Origin of the sequence: Terasakiispira papahanaumokuakeensis (assembly GCF_001709345.1) — a bacterium.
Taxonomy (GTDB): domain Bacteria; phylum Pseudomonadota; class Gammaproteobacteria; order Pseudomonadales; family Halomonadaceae; genus Terasakiispira; species Terasakiispira papahanaumokuakeensis.
The window spans coordinates 570,582-590,249 of record NZ_MDTQ01000001.1 but is presented as its reverse complement, the minus strand read 5'-3'; the positions used below and the strand labels follow the sequence as shown (position 1 = coordinate 590,249).

The following is a 19,668-nucleotide window of genomic DNA, read 5'->3' as shown; positions in this document are numbered from 1 at the left end:
CCTCTACTCCGCCATAACAGCCCATGTAAAGCTGCGTTTTACGGCGTATCAATGGCCAAATAACGCCGTGCCCATTCAAGATTTTCATCCAGTGTCGAATAACGCATTGATAACGCGGAAGCGCCCAGTTCAGAGGCTTCAACATCACCTGCTTCGGCGACACGCTGATCACGCAAACAATCATAGGTGGCTTTAATCGCCGCGAAATAAGCCGCATGGCCATTGACCACCACACGAACACCATTGGCCGCCAAACGGGTCGGATCGGCCAGCGCGGGGTTGTCATAAGCCACCAACATCAATGGAATACTCAGGTGGCTGCTGATCGCTTCTAGATGCTTAAAATCTCGAATACCGACTAGACACACACCATCAGCACCTGCAGCTTCATAGGCTTGAACCCGCGTAACCACGTCATCGACGCTTAGCACCCCGGCATTGGTCCGCGCCAAAATGGCAAAAGCAGGGTCAATACGCGCATCTAGAGCCGCCTCTATTTTTCCCACAGCCTCTTCAAGCGAAATCAGCTCAGGGGGTGTTTGCCCAAAGCGGGCGGGTAATACCGTATCTTCAATCGTTAACGCCGCAAGACCGGCACGTTCAAGCTCAGTGACCGTACGCATGACATTCAGGGCATTACCATAGCCATGGTCAGCATCAGCGATAATCGGTAAGCGCGCCACACGGCCAATACGGGTCGCCTGCTCAACAAATTCGGATAACGTAATCAGGGCAAGATCTGGCGCCGCTAATACCTGCAGTGAAGCGACAGATCCCCCCAAAATCCCTACTTCAAAGCCAAGATCAGCAGCGATTCGGGCTGACATAGGATCAAAAGTAGAAGCGGTGTAATAACATGTCTGACGATTGAGTAAATCTCGAAACTGATGTCTTAACGCCTGAGGAGAAGGCATGGCCATAGTCAAACCTCACTGATTGATTGGCAGAGTCCTACCAAGAGATTCACCCGATTCTACTGCGATTCATGTCTGTGATTGAAGCAGGCAGCCACTCGATTTACTCCCGAGCGGGCGTGATGATATTTCAACGCAAGGACGGGCAGTCTGAACTAAGCTGGATTCTGAACTAAGCTGCATGAAGAACCGGTACGGGACACCCGGCGCCAGGACGATCATTACCAACAATGAGCATAAGGCCATGCTAAGAAAACTTAATATTGGGGTTAGAACCACGCTCAGCTTCAGCATCATTCTTATCCTTATGATCATCACCAGCCTGTTTGCACTCCAGCAAATCTCCAATGTGCGCGCCAGTGCCGAAGAGATTGAAAAAAACTGGATGGAGAGCATTTATCAGCTAGGTAACGTGACCGAGCATATGCTAACGCTACGGGTCCATACCGTTAAAGTGATGGGGGCGGACAGCGCGGAGGAAGTCAAAGGCATTCTGTCAGAGGGGCCTCAACTGGTCGAAGACCTTCAAAACAGCCAAAAAAAATACCAAGCATTAATTTCATCCAGCGAAGAACGTAATGTCTACCAGAGCTTAGAAGCAGAATTACAAGAATACCTGCAAGCGCGAAGCCAAATGATTGAGCGAAGAGCCAATGGCCAACCCGCGGACCCAGCCAATGAGAATGCGATCAACCGTACCGGTGATCAGATGACGGATGATCTAGCCCGCTTAAAAGACTTAAACCATCAAGGTGCTGCCAAGTCATCGGCAAAAGCGGGTCAACAATATGAAAATGCTAAGATAGCGGTCGCTCTATTAATCGTGGCCTCGTCGTTACTGACTATTTTATTGGCCATACTGATTACTCGTAGTCTCACACAACCCATTCAGGCAGCCCTAATGGCCGCTGAGCGCATTGCTCAAGGCGATTTAACCCAAGAGATCACCGTCGAAGGTAAAGATGAACCCGCTCAGCTATTGAATGCCATCACGCATATGCAAAAAGCACTTCGCCAAGTCATTCAGCAAATTCTAGAAACCAGCTCGCAATTGGCCACAGCATCAACGCAATTACAGAGCGCAACAGACGAAAGTACCCGCAACTTGCACCAGCAGAGTGACGAAGTGGAGCAAGCCGCTACTGCAATCACCGAAATGACCACGGCAGTCGAAGAAGTGGCGAACAATGCGACATCAACCTCTGAAGCCTCACAAGAATCAGAAAAAACAGCGCATCATGGCCGTACGGAAGTGCAGAACACCGCGCGAGAAATCAAGGAGTTGGTCACTAATATGAGCCAAACCTCGACGAGCATGGAGGATCTGGCCGAAAAAGCGCAGAGTATCAGTACCGTGTTGGATGTGATTCGTAAGATTTCAGAGCAGACCAACTTGCTGGCTTTAAACGCGGCCATTGAAGCCGCCCGAGCAGGAGAACAAGGGCGCGGCTTTGCCGTTGTGGCTGACGAAGTCAGAGCTTTGGCACAACGGACCCAGGATTCCACGACAGAAATCGAGCAAATCATCAGCAGCATTCAAAATGGCACACAGGATGCTGTCGAAGCGATGCGTGACAGTAATTCGCGAGTCCAAAAAACACTCGCCGCAGCCGAACAAGCAGAAGAAGCGCTACAAACCATTGCACTGGCCATTAGCGGCATTAACGAACGCAACCTCGTCATCGCCAGCGCCTCAGAAGAGCAAGCGCAGGTCGCACGAGAAGTGGATAGAAGCCTGGTCAATATTCGCGATTTATCCGTTCAATCGGCAGCTAGCGCGAACCAAACCAGTAGTGCGATCGAGTCCCTGACTCAGATGGCACAAGGGCTGAAGCAACAAGTATCGAGGTTTCAGATCTAATTATTGAGGTTTTGAATATCAATACTGAGGCTTAAGCTATACGCATTGAGTTCAATAGCACGATAAACACGATAAAAAAGGGGCCCTCATCAGGCCCCTTTTTCAAAAGTCTCGGCGCTCACATCAACAGTCATCACCGGCGAAAAACGGCCGTGATATCAATCAAATTCGATACCGAGACGACGACCGACTTCTTCATAGGCCTCGATCACCCCCCCCAAGCCTTGACGGAAACGGTCTTTATCCATTTTTTCACGGGTTTCGCTATCCCATAAACGACAACCATCCGGGCTGAACTCATCGCCCAATACGATTTCGCCTTTAAAGACCCCGAACTCCAGCTTGTAGTCCACCAATAACATGCCGCCATCCAGGAACAACTGCTTGAGCACATCATTCACTTGATAAGTCAGCGTCTTCATCTGAGCCAACTGCTCAGGCGTGGCCCAACCAAAAGTCTCCGCCAGCGATTCGTTAATCATCGGATCGCCCTGGGCATCATTCTTGAGAAATAACTCAAACGTAGAGGGCGTTAGCGTCAACCCTTCTTCAACCCCCAGACGACGACATAAACTGCCTGCACTGATATTACGTACGACACATTCAACTGGAATCATGTCGAGCTTTTTGACCAAAGCTTCACGATCATTCAGTAAACGCTCGAAGTGAGTAGGAACCCCTGCCGCTTTCAATTTTTCCATAATAAACGCATTGAAGCGGTTGTTGACCTGACCTTTTCGTGCCAACTGCTCTTTCTTTTTACCGTCGAAGGCACTGGTATCATCGCGAAAATGCAATACGAGATAGTCAGGATCATCAGTGGTGAAGACCGATTTGGCCTTGCCAGCATACAGTTCTTCACGTTTTTCCATGGGGATCTCCAAGTGCAAATGTCGTAGTCAAAGTATTTCAAAGAAAGAAGGAAGAAAGCCAGCCTCCGAAAAGAGGCTGGCTAAGCAGTCAATATCATATCAGAGCCAGCCGAGAAACGCCGATAGAAATCAGTACACTGGATTGACAATCAGCGCATTGCCCCCGTTCATCAATCAACCACGAGGAAGGCAAGCACGCCAGCCAAAGCCCTGCTGCTGATCAGCCAGCGTAATCCAATCCTCGGTACAGTTCAGTGCTTCGGCCAGTACACGCCCGGCCAATGCCGCCTGATTATTCTGTTCACTGATATGCGAGGCCACCAAATGCTGGAGATGGCCGGTCTCGATGTGCTGTAAAAACTCAGCCGCTTGCTGATTGCTCAAATGGCCATAATCACCGGCAACACGCGCTTTTAAACTAGGCGGATAAGGCCCTTGCGCCAACATCTGAGGATCATGATTCGCTTCCAACACCAAGCTGTCGCAATGCTGAAAAGTCGTCACAACATGAGCAGTCACCGAGCCGAGATCGGTTAAGATCCCGAGCTGATACTGACCATCGGTCAAACGAAACTGGCACGGCTCACGCGCATCGTGGGGTACCGTCACCGGGAGGACTTCCAAATCTCCGATCGTCACTGGGATTTCAGGGGTCAACATCTGCCAATGAGGTAGCTGACCTAATCGCCTTTGAGCCGCCAAACGGGTGCCATACGTCATATGCACTGGCAGCCGGTGTCGCCGAATTAGGGGGCCAACGCCACCGACATGATCACCATGTTCATGAGTGACCAAGACGGCATTAAGATCATCTGGGGTCAGCTCAAAACGGGCCAGCCGCTGAGTCAGATCCCGTAGGGCAAACCCATTATCAATCAAGATATGGGTTTGCCCTGCACTGACCAGCGTCGCATTGCCTTTACTGCCCGACCCCAAGGATGCAAAACGTAACGCTTGTGTCATATCAAGTCAGCTGACGTCGAATCCAGTCCAACAGCTCCTGCTCAACCTGAATATCAGCAGGCTGACCCGACGCATCCTCGACATGCAGTTCAGTCATATCACCTGAAGGGGTCAAGACCAAGCGATAAGCTTTCGCTTTATCCGCATTATCACTGCCAAACAGCCAGCTCCAGAAGCCGCTATCACGTTCAGCCCGCGCCAAATAATGGATATAGAAAATCCCCTGGCTGCGATCCTGATCATCTAGGCGCTGCGCATCTTCATCAAAGCCATTGCTCAAGAGGTTCTGCAGCTCCCCCCAACTCCGGTCAAAGGCGAAATCAAGCACCAGCAGACGTCGACCATCCCGGTCAACCCAGCGCACCTGATCACCATCATCTAGATTTTGAGCCGCCAGTGATACACGACCATTTTGCTGCTGTTGAGTGACCAGTAAATACTGTTCCAGCGCCATCATGCGTTCGCGATCAAACTCAGAAAAAGGCAAGGCCTGACCACTGCTCATGGAAACGATCCGAACTTCAGAGGTCTGACGCCCAACCCCTTGGCGCAAACTGAAACGCTGGGCCGGCGTACCGCCTACATCAGCCCGCACCATCAATTCACCGCTACGCGGGTTGGTATACACCACATCCAGATTTTTCTCTTCAGCAAAACGCTGCAATGCGGGCCAAACCTTAGCCGGACCAGTATTGACCCACAGCCAGGGCCCTTGATTATCTTTACGCAATTCAACCGGCGGACGCTCTGCCACCCCAGTCTGCATTGACTCAGGACGAGGGGCGATAAACTCATCACCGGTATAGCCCTGTGTACTCCCTTGAGGAATCGGCATTTGATCCCGCTGCCCTGGAATAGGCGGCAATTCATAGTGTGAGGGCTCGGCGTGGCGATAATCTTCTGCCCGATCACGATAGGGTGAAGAAGCGCTACACCCCGCCATCACTGCAATGCTTATGCTCAGCAGCACCCCGCATTGCACCTTTTGCCAACTTTGCATTATGCCTCCAGGACACCCGCCAACTGCAGCGCTTCACGCACAGTCGGGTGATATTTATCAGACAAAGGCGTTAAGGGCAGGCGAATGCCGCCTTCCACTAACCCCATCGCCTGGACAGCCCACTTCACCGGAATAGGACTAGACTCAACAAATAATCCGGTATGTAGCGGCATTAAACGTGTATTAATTTGGTGAGCCCGTGCCGCATCACCCTTCAGTGCAGCGACACACATCTCATGCATCTGATTGGGTGCCACATTGGCCGTGACTGAAATATCACCGTGTGCCCCCATCAGAATCAGCTCACATGCCGTCGCATCATCTCCCGAATAAATACGGAAATCGGTACCGGCAACGGCATCAATCAGCGCTTTACCTCGCTCCAAATCCCCAGTGGCATCTTTCAAAGCGACGATATTGTCGACTTGAGTCAAACGCAGCACGGTTTCATTGTGCATATCAACCGCCGTACGGCCCGGCACATTATAGAGAATAATCGGCAGGTCACTGGCTTCGGCAATCGCTTTATAATGCTGATACAAACCTTCTTGCGTCGGCTTGTTGTAGTAGGGGGTCGCCGATAGGCAGTAATCGGCCCCAACCTTAGCCGCATATCGCGTCAACTCAACTGCCTCAGCCGTATTATTAGCGCCGGTACCGGCGATCACAGGAATACGTCCCTTCACCCGCTCAATCACACGTCGGATCACATCGAAGTGCTCGGCAAAAGACAGTGTGGACGGCTCACCAGTAGTCCCCGCCGCGACAATAGCGTCAGTCTCATGTTCGAGATGAAAGTCCACAAGTCGATCAAGTGCCACCCAGTCGACCTCGCCTTCAGTGGTCATGGGGGTGATCAGCGCGACAATGCTGCCTTGAAACATCCGTCTTCTCCTACAGATGAGGGGGTGGATAAATAACTCAACATCAGAATACACGATGAGTATTGGATATGGGATGTTAATAGCGGCGCTAAAGCGCGACAAGCGTCGCTATTGATCATCAGTCATCAGATGCTGTTATTGTTCAGATCATGAACTGAGTGACTCTACCCACCCCACAGCATGCAGACAAGTTTTACGTCAGCCCAGCCTCAAGCACAACACCAACCGACGCCCCCCATGTGCGCTCCATTTTGCACATAGTCTACGCCCATAGGGTCACCAGAAGCCTTTCACCCAATGGCAGATCCGCCTATTCTTGGCAGAGTTTAATCAACCCAAGGAGTCGTTATGAGTGTCAGTGTGGGGCAACCCATTCCCCAGTTTACTGCATCCGCCACCGGTGACCAGACCTTGACCCCTGAGGAGCTCAAAGGTCAGCAAGTGGTGATTTATTTTTACCCCAAAGATAATACCCCAGGCTGCACCACCGAAGGCCAAGGCTTCCGTGATCATCACTCAGCCTTTGAAGCAGCGAACACTCGGGTGATTGGGGTCTCACGTGATGGTCTCAAGGCCCATGAAAACTTCCGTGCCAAGCACGATTTCCCCTTTCACTTAATCAGTGATAAAGACGAAACCCTCTGCCAATTATTTGAGGTCATCAAACTCAAAAAATTATATGGCAAAGAACATATGGGCATTGAGCGCAGCACTTTCCTAATCGACAGTGAAGGCACTCTCGTCAAAGAGTGGCGCAAAGTGAAAGTGCCCGGTCATGTTGATGAAGTGCTGGCAGCAGCCCAAGCCCTCCATGCGGGTCAACCGTTAGATTAATCCGATACCGTACCGTTGTGCGATGCGCAACGGTACGGCCTGATCGACCACAATTAAACGGCCGAATCTGATCGCTGTAGCGCCTGATCCTGATCGCTTAATGAGCGCGGCCAGGCATTAATCACCGATTTGAGTAACGTCGCCAGCGGTATCGCAAAAAAGACCCCCCAGAACCCCCAGATGCCACCAAAGAATAAGACCGCCAAAATAATCGACACAGGATGCAAGTTCACTGCTTCCGAAAACAGTAACGGCACCAACACATTACCATCTAACGCCTGAATAATGCCGTAAACCACCATCACCCAGACAAAATCCATATTCAGACCAAATTGAAAGGCTGCGACCAACAACACCGGAATCGTCACGACCGCCGCGCCAATATAAGGCACTAATACCGACAAACCGACTAAAAGCGCCAGTAAAGCGGCATAGCGTAGATCAAAGACGATAAAACCGAAGTAAGTGGCCACGCCGACAATCAATATCTCGATCACTTTACCGCGAATGTAATTCGCAATCTGCGCGTCCATTTCCTGCCAGATTCGTTGCATCAATTGACGGCGGCGGGGCATCAAAGAAGAGACAAACCCCAGCAAGGTATCCTTATCTTTCAACATAAAGAACACCAGAATGGGGACCAGCACCAGATACACCATCAACGCCACCAGATTGGGAATACTGGACAAGGAAAAAGTCACCAGTGTTTGTCCCACCGAACGTAGCTCTCCAGAGGCTGCCGTAATCCATTGCCGCAATTGATCTTGTGATAACAACATCGGATAACGATCCTGCAGCTCTTCCAAGACATGCTGCGCGGCTCGGATCATGCCTGGAAACTCTTGCATCAACGCAACGCCTTGCTGCCAAATCAACGGCATCAACAGGAAGATCAAAGCCAAAAGCCCACCTACAAATAGGCTAAATGCCAACAGCACGGCCAGCATGCGAGGCAGATGCAAACGCTCTAAAATTTCCACCACCCCCTGAAGCAAGAAGGCGACCACCAGCGCAATCAAAAAAGGCGCCAACATGGCTCCTAGCACAATAATGGCGGCAAATAACCCACCTAATAGCAAAGCAAAGATGACCGCTTCATCATCTGAAAAATACCGCTGCAGCCAATGGTGCAACACATCCTTTACAGCCATGCTCAGGCTCCCTTACGAATCCAATAATGAAACTGTTCAGTACGCGCCTCACGATGCAGCATCTGATGAGGGCTCAAGGTGATGTAAGCGGCAAAATCGTCCCAGGAGCCCGCATCGGTCGCACACACATGTAACACGGCGCCCGCGCGCATAGCATTTAATGCCAGCTTGGCTTTCAGTAAAGGCATCGGACAGTGTAATCCACACACATCCAGTGACTGATCAGCCTCCGGTATAACGGGGGTGGAATTCATCGTGAGTCTCCGTGTCCAATAAGCCAAATACAGATTGACTCAATCCAACAGCAATCGAATCAATCTTGGGGTTCAATCAGTCGTCGGTCGAAATAGCGATATCCGATCACGCCAATGTTAAGATATTTCGTCAATAGGATGCCCAACAGGATACGCCATGCGATTTCGTTCAACAGCATACCCGAGAAGGCCTTTGTGTGCTGCTGTAATGCTGATGATAACGGCTTTAGCCCTGCCAGTATCCGGTCTCAGCGACATTCGCCTACCCAGCCTGGGCGATGCCAGCAGTTACGACATTAGCCCTCATGAAGAACGCCAATTGGGCCAAGCTTGGTTGCGCAGTTTTCGTGCTCAGGTCGACATTCTCTATGACCCGCTTGTTCAGGCCTATAGTGAACAATTGGTACAACGCATGGCCACATACAATCCTCATTTGGACAACAAACACCTCACGGTTGTCCTTGTCGATAACCGCCAACTGAATGCTTTTGCTGTGCCTGGTAATATTATGGGCCTCAATGCGGGATTATTTGCGTTTGCGCCTAATGAAGATGAATTCGCCTCCGTTGTCGGCCACGAGCTGGGACACTTAAGTCAACACCACTTTGCTCGGCAGCAAGAAGCGGCAGAGCAAATGCAACTCCCCATGCTGGCTACGATGCTGGCCGGTATTGTCGCCGCCAGTCAGGGGCAAGCGGATGCGGGGGTCGCGGCCATTGCGTCAAGTCAGGCAGCCGGCATTCAAAACCAGCTGGCCTATAGCCGCGCCTACGAGAAAGAAGCCGATCGGGTGGGTTTGGACACCCTGGTGCGAGCGGGTTATGACCCTGGCGCCATGCCTCGGATGTTTGCTTTGATGCAACGGCAAGTCATGCTCAATGGCGGTCGAGCGCCAGAGTTTCTATTGACACACCCATTGACCGAATCACGTATCGCCGATGCTGAAGCCCGAGCGGATCAGCTCAAACCTAAAGCGATTGCCCATGGTCGAGACTATCCATTAGTTCGGGCCCGTTTGATCATGCACTTAGAATCAGACCCTGAAAATGCCTTGGCTCGTTTTCTCAATGCGCATGCAGATCCCATCGCGCAAGAATATGCCAAGGCATTGAAAGACTTGCATCAGCAGCACCCGCAAGCGGCCATTCAACGACTCAAAGCCTTGCAACAAGCACATCCCACGCGCCTGATGATCAACGAAACCCTGGCCGAGGCTTATGCCAGCGCAGAGCATTGGGATCAGGCCAGTCAACAGCTGGAAGCCTTACTGGATCTGAGTCCTGATTATTACCCGGCTCAATTCGAGTTGGCCAAAGTGCGCTTGCGCCAAGACCGAGCCAGTGATGCCGAACACTTACTCCAACAATTGAGCCAAACACGCTCGCAGGACCCGCATATTTGGTATCAACTAGCAGAAACAGCGGGGCTGGCTGGAGACCGAGTACAGGTCCACCGCGCACGAGCTGAGTTTTTTCAGCTCACTGGCCGCTTCAAAGCGGCACTGACTCAATTGGACCTAGCACTGGACAAAGCGGATCATTATGCGACCAAAGCCGCTGTACGAGAACGCCGCGCAGAACTGGTTGATATGCGCCAACAGTTCCATGACCTCATGCGATAAAAACAGCCCTACTCACGGCCATTAACGCTCTTCTCTCGACAAAAGTGATCAACTCAGTTTCAGATCAAAGAGCCCATATAAAAAAAACCTATAAAAAAACCCGCGACATCCACCGCGGGCTTTTGATATGGGGCCAAAATGAGGCTCAAAGCAACGACCAAACAAAGCTTAGGGGCGTGGAAACTCCAGCATACGGGTCAGTGGCTTGAGCGCTTGATCGATCAGGTCCGGGCTGACATGAATTTCTTCTGGATTGCTTGGCTGCTCGTCATCTAGCACACGTAACATGCGCTCTAGGCTGTTCATCGCCATCCAAGGGCAATGCGCACAGCTACGGCAGGTTGCGCCATTCCCCGCAGTCGGCGCTTCCATAAAGCGGCGCTGTGGATTTTCCTGCTGCATTTTATAAAAAATACCGCGATCAGTGGCCACAATGAAGGTATCGTTAGGCAACTCGCGCGCCGCCTTCAATAACTGACTGGTCGACCCCACGACATCGGCCACCTCGACCATACTTTGAGGAGATTCAGGGTGCACCAACACCGCCGCACCGGGGTGAACCTTTTTCAGATCCAAAACCCCTTTCGCCTTAAACTCTTCGTGCACAATGCAAGCGCCATCCCAGAGCAGCACATCGGCACCGGTTTCACGACGCACATAATCCCCTAGGTGCTTATCAGGTGCCCACAGAATTTTTTGCCCCTGATCTTTCAAGTGACGCACCACATCCAATGCAATACTGGAGGTCACCACCCAATCGGCGCGTGCCTTCACCGCCGCTGAAGTATTGGCATAGACCACCACGGTACGGTCCGGATGTTGGTCACAAAAGGCAGCAAACTCATCGGCCGGGCAGCCCACATCCAGTGAGCAGGTGGCCTCTAAAGTCGGCATCAACACCCGTTTTTCTGGGCTTAAAATCTTGGCTGTTTCCCCCATGAAACGCACACCAGCAACCACCAGCGTTTGCGCCTCATGGCGTGCTCCGAAACGAGCCATTTCAAGTGAATCCCCGATAAAGCCGCCCGTTTCTTCCGCCAGTGCCTGAATTTCGGGGTCTGTGTAATAGTGCGCAATCAAGACCGCATTACGCTCCTGTAACCGCTTTTTAATGCGCTCCCGATACACTGAAGACTCGGCTTCAGAGAGTGTGGCGACCGGCTTGGCCTTGGCCAAGTGCTCGCGCACACGGAGCTGATCATAAACACTGGTCATCATCTTGCACGCTTTGGCTGAATATTGTGGTATCACGTGGCCGGTGTTTTCCAATCGACATTAGACCTAACAAGATTGGATCAGGTATCACACCGCAGTAAAACCACTGGGTCATTTAAAGGCAGTGAAACTGCCGGAATCAGGATTGATTGTATCACAGCACTGAGCGCTGCTTCAGCTCTGAGAGATGCCCTTATGCGGCGCTTCTGCTAGGCTTGGCCTGATCGCTCCCCCTTGTAACGCACGTTAATCGATCTCAGTGCCTTCACAAGCAGATGGCGAGTATGATGCCGCCCGTCGGCACCGCAGAATTTGTGTCAGGAGACCCCATGTCGACTCAACCCGCCCCCGCCCGAGCCGTTGTCATTTATTCCGGCGGAATGGATTCCTTTACCGTATTACATCAGGCCTTGGCAGAAGGTTATGATGTTTATCCCGTTTCATTTCATTACGGCCAACGCCACGCCAAAGAGTTGGAGTGCGCGCGCGCCGTTTGTGAATCCTTGAAACTGAAACATCAGGTTATTGATTTACGCAGCATCACACCGCTGATTGATAATTCGGCATTAACCGGTGACATTGAGGTCCCCCAAGGCGACTATGCCCCGGATAACCTGGCCACCACGGTCGTCCCCAATCGCAATATGATTATGCTCTCACTGGCGGTGGGTTATGCCGTCAATATTGAAGCGGGTATCTGCTTTTATGGCGCTCATGGGGGAGATCACGTGATTTATCCTGATTGCCGACCTGAGTTTGTCGAAGCCATGAACAGCGTGAGCCAAATCGCGAACCTGCAACCGGTCAAAATTCATGCGCCTTTCCTATTAGATGACAAGGCCAGCATTTTACGTCGAGGGCTCGACTTAGGGCTCGACTATAGTCAGACCTGGACCTGCTACCAAGGTGAGGCGAAAGCCTGTGGTCAATGCAGCGCCTGCCGCGAACGCCTGGGGGCTTTTGCCGCTTGCCACATTACCGACCCCATCGCTTATCAAGCGTAACGCTGATACCGCTGCCTCATCACCACAATCAAACGACCCTTGACTCATAAAAAAACCGCCGGCATTGATCCGGCGGTTTTTCGATTCCCCCTAACCTCACATTCACATCACGAAAGTTAATGCCAGGTTGTATAACAAAGCAGCCCCTAAACCAATCGGTGCGGCGCGGAAAAGCAGCTTATTAAACAGCCCTGCACGTGCTTCATCCGTCGGGCAAGAGCCGAGGATCAAACTACCGCCAGAAGAGAAAGGCGAAATCGAAGTGGCTTGAGCACCCACGACAATACAAATGAACATCACCATCGGATCAATCGACAGCGAGCTGGCCAATGACGGCACAATCGGGAAGAGCGCGGGTGTGACCACACCCAAGGTGCTGGCAAATAGGGACATCGCCGCCGCCACCAGTCCAATCACCAAAGGCACAAAGACTGCAGGAATATTGCCCTTCATCCAGCTCGCCAGCAGATCAATCGTACCGGCCTCGATGGCCACTGAAATCAGCATCCCCACACCACAGATCATGATGATGGTATTCCAGGGCAAGCTGGTCATCACTTTACGTTCATCGGCCAACTTCATCAGCAGGGCAATGACCGAAAAGACACTGGCAATCAACCCAATGTGCAGTTTCGAATCGATAAAACCGATGATCTCATTATCGGGCGCAACCAAATGAGCAATCGGGGGCAACAACACAACAACCATCATCAATAACGTCAATCCTAAGGTTTGACGCTGCGGCTTAGTAAAGGGCTGAGGTGCTTCAATGGCAAAGCCGCCATTTTGCATGGACTGACGGTGGTTCCCCATAAAGACAAACAAGGTAATCACCAATAATGGAATCAACATCGTGCTGGCAAAAATACCAAAACTATTCACAAATGCCGCTTGCTCAGCAATGCCATTATTGGTCATCAGACCCCGGAAAATAATCCCGCTCTGGCTGGACATAAAGTTAGCCCCGCCCAAAGCCCCGTAGTTCACTGACATACCACCAATGATCAAGCTCATGCCAGTCCGCTGGCACAGCAACAGCGTCAAAGGCGCCATAAAGGCCAATACGGTGTAATACCCGGCGCCCATAGCCGCAATCAGCGCTGAAGTCAGAAAAATGGCATAAGGCAATAAATGAGGGAAGTTGCGACAGCGGTATAACAAATGCTCAGACAAGCGTTCCAGCGTCCCATTCACAATGGCAAAACCATAAAACAAGCAAACTGAGAAAATAATAAAGAACAGCTTGAGCGGCCACATATTGACAACAGCTTTGGGCGATAATCCCATCACAAAACAACCAATGAGATAAGCAAACGCAATCGCAAACAAGCCAATATTGATTTTGGTGCGGTATCCCAGCGTAATCGCCGCAATAATCGCAATAACAGTGATTAAACTCATCATAATTGGTACATCCCTGATCTCAATTAAGTGAACTGGAACAGTTCATCGGGGTTATCGACGAGCACCTTGCGACGCTCACTCAGATCCGGCAATAACGCTTCAAGCCGTGCCCACTGCTGATCATAATGAACCTCAGTTTCAAAGCGGGTATGTGGCCAATCACTCCCCCATAAAAAACGATGCAGACCACCACAGGCCTCACGCATCTGAGCAAGCATGGCGAGCGCCTGATCGGGCGCAAGCTGTGCGCGATAGGGGGCTGATAATTTGACCCATAATTGACCACTGCCCAGAGCATCCAGAAAACAACGATGCCCAGCCTGTTCAAGCTTTAAACCGCCTTCGGGTAAACCGAAGTGATCGATAACAACCGACACGCCACTGTCCATCATAGCGGGCAAGAAAGTGTCAAAATCGACCATGGTACGATGGATTTCCAACGATAAGTCGCGTGCCGCCATCGCTTTGAAGAACTGTTGCCAACGCGGCTCGGCATAATCCTCTAAGGTCAGCCCCACCAGGTTCAAACGACAACCGACGACACCCAAACTCTTAAATCGATCCAGCTCCGCCTCTGAAATACTCGGATCAACAACCGCAACCCCTTTCAGCCGATCAGGATGCTGTGCAATGGCTTCCAACATATAACCATTGTCGGTCCCCAGAAAACTCGGTTGAACCAATACCCCATGGGATAACCCTTGTGTATCGAGATGAGCGAGGTATTGCTCAACAGTCGCGTCATAGTCTGGGGTATAACGCCTTTTTGAGACCATGGGCAGACGCCGATGAAAAACATGGGCGTGCGTATCAACACCGGTAATAGAAGCCATCGTCATGGCGGTTCCTCATACTGCGCAATCGTTTGTCATGTTATTGAGCCTGATCGAACGGCTCATCCGTACATCCATATATCCATATATCTATTCATTTATATGAATAGATGACATTATCGATCCCCTCTAACGCTGTCAACGATCAGCACCCCTCAGAAGAGGCAAATAAGACTAAGGTTTAAGATTTTGAGGCAATAAACTTAGAGGCAATAAACTTAAAAGACGCCGTAAACGTAAGAGGCACTCTTCATTGCTGCGATGGCCAACCCGGTGAGGCCTTGATCGATGGCTGACATTCCGTCATTGAAAGCTCACCATGGCAATGTCATCACCTGTTAATCAATGCGATAAATGAAGCGTTTAGTCGATAAATAAAGGGGTCGTCAGCAATGAAGATTTTGGTCGATAGCTAGATACTTTAATCGATAGGTGTAAAATAAATGCTGGCACAATTTGGGATCATTTTTCATGAAGATCACATCATCATCTGATAGTCGGCTCCCGCTCTATCAGCGACTTAGCGATGAATGGCTCGCCAAGATAGCCTCTGGCGAGTGGCAACCTGGAGAAGCCATTCCCACAGAAGCCGAATTAACCCAACACTATGGCGTTGCGGTCGGCACCGTACGCAAAGCCATTGACTGCTTGGTCAATGATGGCTTATTGGAACGTAACCAAGGGCGAGGCACTTTTGTCCGTCGTCCTCAGTTTGACGCCTCATTTTTCCGCTTCTTTAGGCAGTTACCGGCCACGGGTGAACAAGGCATTCCTGAGAGTCATATTTTATCCAATAGGATTACAGCACCTAGCGCGACGGTACGCCACGCACTGGAGCTGGACGCGGATGAGAAGGTCGTTCATTTGAAGCGTTTGCGCACCATCCGTAATGGTCGTCGTTTTTATGAAGATATCTGGCTACCGGCAAAAGCCTTCCATCGCCTGGCCGAATTGCAACCTGATGAGTTCGACCCACTTCTCTACCCCTTCTATGAAGCTCAGTGCGGGCAAATTATTGCCTCCGCTCAAGAAACACTCAGCATCTCCACCGCACACGATGAAGTGGCCGAGCGCCTGCAACTGGCAGAGGGCACACCGACTGTACGGGTCGAGCGAATCGCACGAGGCTATAACCGTAAACCCCTAGAGTATCGCATTGCGCAAGGCCCCACCGAGGGATTCCGTTATCAGATTGATATCAACTGATGGTCACCGATATCACGGCTCATTGAAGACGGCGGCCTAGTCAAACCAGGTCAATGAACCAGACCTCATCACGACAAATCCCAACCCCCAGTGTTGACTCATTCCAGAGTTCACTACTGGGCGGTTGGTATCAGCCATGTCACCCTTTTTATACCTTGAACATCGCCACTAGATCTCGCTGACGAACGGCCATTTGGCGTAATTCATCAGCGAGAGCCGAATTGCCCTGGGCATCTTGAACATTCTCATCAGCCGCACGACTGATCGACACCACGCTTTCCGTAATTTCTTTAGCCGTATAACTTTGCTCTTCAGTCGCACTGGCGATCTGAACATTCATCTCGACCATATCGGTAATCGAGTTGCTCATAGCTTCCAACCCAGATTCAGCCGTGGTCGCCGCTTCAATACTGCTTTCACTTTGTGCTTGAGTGGCCGTCATCACCTCGACCACCTTACTGATCAGTGTCTGCATCAGTTCAATCGTTGACTGAATCTCGCTGGTCGAAGAGTGAGTCCGTTGTGCCAATTGACGCACTTCATCCGCCACCACAGCAAACCCTCGTCCTTGATCCCCCGCCCGAGCGGCTTCAATCGCTGCATTCAATGCCAGTAGATTGGTCTGTTCAGCGACCCCCTGAATGGTATCAATCACACTATTGATCTTCTGCCCATACTCATCTAATTCATGAGTACTTTGCGCCGCTTGGGCCACTTGTCGCGCCATCTCGCGTACGTTATCAATCGCGATTTCAATACTGCTTCGGGTTTCACCCATTTGTCCCTTGGCCTGATCTGCCGCCTCCATGGTGCTTTGGCAACGACCGGCAATTTCCTGGACAGCACTCTCCATCTGATTCATCGCCGATGCGGTGGTATCTAAATGTGCCCTCTGCGTTTCGGCCCCCGCTCGAGTTTTCTGGCTGAATCCGGCATTGCGTTCAGAGGCCTTCGAAACTTGATCCGCCATTTCACGCAACTCTAGCAAGGCCTTTTGCATCATCCCAGCTAAGCCATTGAGATACCCTCCCAGCTCACTGAACTCATCACGCCCTTTCGTTTCAAATCGTACACGCATATCACCTTCTGTCATCAACACCAGTTGATCACGAAAGGCGCTAATACTGCCTCGAATAGAGCGTGCAATCAGCCAGGCAATCAAGAGCGTCACCACCAGGGCGACCCCGCTGACGAGTAACAACATGAATAAACTCGCCGACTGTGCTTGCTCAATATCGGTCAAGGTCTGCTGTACCTGACGATCAACCGCCGCGGTGAACTGATCGGCTGACGCCATCATTTGGTCCACATGTGTTTTCGCCTGGACATAATCATCTGTCAGCTGCGTACTTAAACGACGTTGTTCGCGATACAAATTGAGCAACCCGTCCGGTGCAGACAACTGGTGAGATAAATCCGGAATCATCAACGAAAATAGCGTCCCTAAGTCAGGATCTTGCTGCTTCAATTGTTCGAACGTCTCTTGTATTACCACATCTTGGCCAGATAACTGCTTATTCAGCTGATCAATATCCTGACGGACCAAATAATCGTTAAACGCATTGAGCGCCCTCTGCACATTACGTGCAAGGGTCACTAAAGTGACATGAAGTTCTGGATTGATCACCCGCGCTTCAGCGTATTTCGTCAGATATTTATCCAACTGCCGATCCAATTTACTGACTTGGCGGATATTCTGACGGACTTGTTCATTCACCTTCAGCTGCTGCTCATACTGTTTGAGCAAACGGTTTGAAAGTACCTCATACGCTTCTCGGCCTTTTTGAATGGCCTGCACGGGTTGCTTAAGATCAGGATCTGCAACCAACAGTTGGGGCGGAACTTGCGCCGCAGTCGCTTTGATTCGCTCCAGCGCCTGTTTGATCGTCTCCCGATGACGATCAATGTCTTGTGACTTATCGCTGCGTAACCCATTATTCAAGGCCAGATCAGCTTCCAGCAGCCAATTCTCAACGTCCGCAGCCAAACGCTCTGCAGGCATCATCTGATCGGTAATCCCGAGCAACTGCGTATTCATCACACTGAGTGAGTAACGGTTGGTCAAGACCAGCGCTATCACGGCGATAAGCAATAAACCAAACCCAAGATAAATCCGTTGAATAAGCGTGAAGCGCATGATGAATCTCCCGGCAGAATCGATAAAACGACCACAAAAAACGCGACAGAAATCTACGATCAAGTCTCGCGATTTGATCTATTCCAAATAACGGTCGACCTGATCAGGCGTCACTCGCTTAAACGGCACCCATATTGGTGAGGCCACGGGGTGTTGGGCCATTAATCTAAACGCCGCATCAACAGCACTTCGAGCTTGAGCGTTACCATCCTGCAAAATCGTGACATCCAAAATACCCGCTTTCATGGCGCGCAATGCACCGGGACTCGCATCGACACCACCGATCCAATAACGATTAGGATCAACACCCGCTTTCTCTAAAGCCATAATGGCGCCCAGCGCCATTTCATCATTATTAGCCGCGATGATATTGAAGTCATCGGGGCTTTCTTTTAGCCATCGCGTGACAATGTTGAAGGCTTCATTACGGCTCCAATTTGCCGTTTCGTTCAAACTGACTTTCATGCCTTCATAACGATCAACGACGTCATAAATATCTTGTGTGCGTATCTCAGCAGCAGGATGGCCGGGCTGTCCTTTTAGAATCGCCACCTGGCCTTGATAATCGGCCAGCTCAGCCAAAGTTTCCATTTCCATAGTGCCAGACTCCACTTCATTAGAGCCGACAACAACCACGCCATCCGGTACTAAATGCTGATCAGGCATGACATTTAAGAACACTAAAGGAATGTCCGAATCTCCGCGTGCGTCCAATAGCTGTTTCACTGCATCAGGCGAAGCACTGACAGGGGTCAGGATGATGGCATCAACATCTGCTTGGGTAAATTTACGAATATGATCAACTTGTGCTTCCAGATCATGATCAGCACTTTCCACATAGGAATGAGCACTATATTCAGACACTCTGAGCTCAACGGCTTGTGCCAATTGATTCAGAAAACTGTCCTGTCCTGAAGTGCTATAGGCGATAACATCTGCACGGATAGATAGAGACGTGAGCAGCAGAAAAAAGCCGCATAGTGGGAGGCATCTTGTCATTCAGTTCACCCTCATGGAATCCCTGGACCAATCATTCAGTATCTCGGGCCACAACCATCATCAAAGCGATCCATGAAAGCATGTCATCTTCCCTGATTAATGAGGCTGACTTACGCCAGCACACTCATCATTTTACCGACACAATACGGTTGATATAAATCAAAAAACCACCTTGAACATGTCACCCAAAAAACCGCCAAGCGTTTCACAGCATCTAATTTAATATACCTAAAACGACCAGAATCCAAAAACATTATTTTATTAATTTAAAAAAATAATGTCTCGCCATGAAGCTAAAAAACACACTTAAAGCGTCATTAGCAGGCATCCACACGACGCGTCTACTCGCCATCAAAACGAATAAACATGTAGAAAAATACCAACATTATAAATTCATTAATTAATTTTGAAAAAAACAAAAAACACCATCAACCCCAAAAATGAATAGCTAAACATTCAAAAATCCGATCAACCTCTCGTCACAAGACACTCAAACTTACTTCACATCTTCTGTTT

The 19,668-nt window shown here is 50.5% G+C and carries 17 protein-coding genes; 5 read left to right on the top strand and 12 right to left on the bottom strand.

Translation table 11 applies throughout. The features are described from left to right. Positions 1–38: 38 nt before the first annotated feature. Positions 39–920, bottom strand: a complete 882-nt coding sequence (locus tag BFW38_RS02610) for an isocitrate lyase/PEP mutase family protein (protein WP_068996989.1) — start codon at positions 918–920, stop codon at positions 39–41. A 238-nt stretch (positions 921–1,158) separates the two neighbouring features. Here BFW38_RS02610 and BFW38_RS02605 point away from each other — a divergent pair, with 238 nt between their 5' ends. Next, the gene (locus tag BFW38_RS02605) at positions 1,159–2,775 is read left to right on the top strand and encodes a methyl-accepting chemotaxis protein (RefSeq protein ID WP_068996988.1); all 1,617 of its coding nucleotides are present in this window, start codon (positions 1,159–1,161) and stop codon (positions 2,773–2,775) included. 158 nt (positions 2,776–2,933) lie between these two features. Here BFW38_RS02605 and purC read toward each other — a convergent pair whose 3' ends face one another. The 4 genes from purC to dapA all read right to left on the bottom strand — a co-directional run bounded on the left by purC (position 2,934) and on the right by dapA (position 6,494). Further along, positions 2,934–3,647, bottom strand: coding sequence for a phosphoribosylaminoimidazolesuccinocarboxamide synthase (gene purC / locus BFW38_RS02600; protein WP_068996987.1), 714 nt, complete (start codon positions 3,645–3,647; stop codon positions 2,934–2,936). 174 nt (positions 3,648–3,821) lie between these two features. Further along, on the bottom strand, positions 3,822–4,610 hold the full coding sequence (locus BFW38_RS02595) for an MBL fold metallo-hydrolase (protein WP_068996986.1): 789 nt from the start codon (positions 4,608–4,610) through the stop codon (positions 3,822–3,824). Between the two features lies 1 nt (position 4,611). Then, a complete protein-coding gene (bamC, locus tag BFW38_RS02590) occupies positions 4,612–5,610 on the bottom strand; it encodes an outer membrane protein assembly factor BamC (RefSeq protein ID WP_068996985.1) in 999 nt (332 codons plus the stop codon). Then, positions 5,610–6,494, bottom strand: coding sequence for a 4-hydroxy-tetrahydrodipicolinate synthase (gene dapA, locus BFW38_RS02585; protein WP_068996984.1), 885 nt, complete (start codon positions 6,492–6,494; stop codon positions 5,610–5,612). The genes bamC and dapA overlap by 1 nt, the downstream gene beginning before the upstream one ends. Before the next feature lie 348 nt (positions 6,495–6,842). Between dapA and BFW38_RS02580 the strand changes: the two genes are divergently transcribed. Further along, positions 6,843–7,328: a peroxiredoxin gene (locus BFW38_RS02580; RefSeq protein WP_068996983.1), complete on the top strand. Its 486-nt coding sequence runs from the start codon at positions 6,843–6,845 to the stop codon at positions 7,326–7,328. A 53-nt stretch (positions 7,329–7,381) separates the two neighbouring features. On the opposite strand, the gene BFW38_RS02575 is transcribed toward BFW38_RS02580, so the two are convergent. Both BFW38_RS02575 and BFW38_RS02570 read right to left on the bottom strand, forming a co-directional pair. Then, on the bottom strand, positions 7,382–8,479 hold the full coding sequence (locus tag BFW38_RS02575) for an AI-2E family transporter (protein ID WP_068996982.1): 1,098 nt from the start codon (positions 8,477–8,479) through the stop codon (positions 7,382–7,384). Positions 8,480–8,481: 2 nt separating this feature from the next. Next, entirely contained in the window at positions 8,482–8,733 is a 252-nt protein-coding gene (locus tag BFW38_RS02570) for a sulfurtransferase TusA family protein (protein WP_068996981.1), read from the bottom strand. 157 nt (positions 8,734–8,890) lie between these two features. Between BFW38_RS02570 and BFW38_RS02565 the strand changes: the two genes are divergently transcribed. Continuing rightward, a complete protein-coding gene (locus tag BFW38_RS02565) occupies positions 8,891–10,354 on the top strand; it encodes a M48 family metalloprotease (RefSeq protein ID WP_084004410.1) in 1,464 nt (487 codons plus the stop codon). A 168-nt stretch (positions 10,355–10,522) separates the two neighbouring features. Here BFW38_RS02565 and nadA read toward each other — a convergent pair whose 3' ends face one another. Continuing rightward, positions 10,523–11,572 carry a quinolinate synthase NadA gene (gene nadA, locus BFW38_RS02560; protein WP_425427872.1) on the bottom strand — a complete coding sequence of 350 codons (1,050 nt, stop codon included), beginning with the start codon at positions 11,570–11,572 and terminating at the stop codon, positions 10,523–10,525. A gap of 326 nt (positions 11,573–11,898) precedes the next feature. Between nadA and queC the strand changes: the two genes are divergently transcribed. Then, positions 11,899–12,573 carry a 7-cyano-7-deazaguanine synthase QueC gene (gene queC / locus BFW38_RS02555; RefSeq protein ID WP_068996979.1) on the top strand — a complete coding sequence of 225 codons (675 nt, stop codon included), beginning with the start codon at positions 11,899–11,901 and terminating at the stop codon, positions 12,571–12,573. A gap of 102 nt (positions 12,574–12,675) precedes the next feature. On the opposite strand, the gene BFW38_RS02550 is transcribed toward queC, so the two are convergent. Together BFW38_RS02550 and BFW38_RS02545 are read right to left on the bottom strand one after the other, a co-directional pair. Beyond that, positions 12,676–13,977, bottom strand: coding sequence for an SLC13 family permease (locus BFW38_RS02550; protein ID WP_068996978.1), 1,302 nt, complete (start codon positions 13,975–13,977; stop codon positions 12,676–12,678). Positions 13,978–14,000: 23 nt separating this feature from the next. Next, positions 14,001–14,816 (bottom strand): amidohydrolase family protein, encoded by an 816-nt coding sequence (locus BFW38_RS02545; protein WP_068996977.1) that lies wholly within the window; start codon positions 14,814–14,816, stop codon positions 14,001–14,003. A gap of 465 nt (positions 14,817–15,281) precedes the next feature. Between BFW38_RS02545 and BFW38_RS02540 the strand changes: the two genes are divergently transcribed. Continuing rightward, positions 15,282–16,016 (top strand): GntR family transcriptional regulator, encoded by a 735-nt coding sequence (locus tag BFW38_RS02540; RefSeq protein ID WP_068996976.1) that lies wholly within the window; start codon positions 15,282–15,284, stop codon positions 16,014–16,016. A gap of 148 nt (positions 16,017–16,164) precedes the next feature. On the opposite strand, the gene BFW38_RS02535 is transcribed toward BFW38_RS02540, so the two are convergent. Together BFW38_RS02535 and BFW38_RS02530 are read right to left on the bottom strand one after the other, a co-directional pair. Then, positions 16,165–18,153 (bottom strand): methyl-accepting chemotaxis protein, encoded by a 1,989-nt coding sequence (locus BFW38_RS02535; protein WP_068996975.1) that lies wholly within the window; start codon positions 18,151–18,153, stop codon positions 16,165–16,167. Between the two features lie 78 nt (positions 18,154–18,231). Further along, positions 18,232–19,152, bottom strand: a complete 921-nt coding sequence (locus tag BFW38_RS02530) for a sugar ABC transporter substrate-binding protein (protein ID WP_068996974.1) — start codon at positions 19,150–19,152, stop codon at positions 18,232–18,234. Between the last annotated feature and the right edge of the window lie 516 nt (positions 19,153–19,668).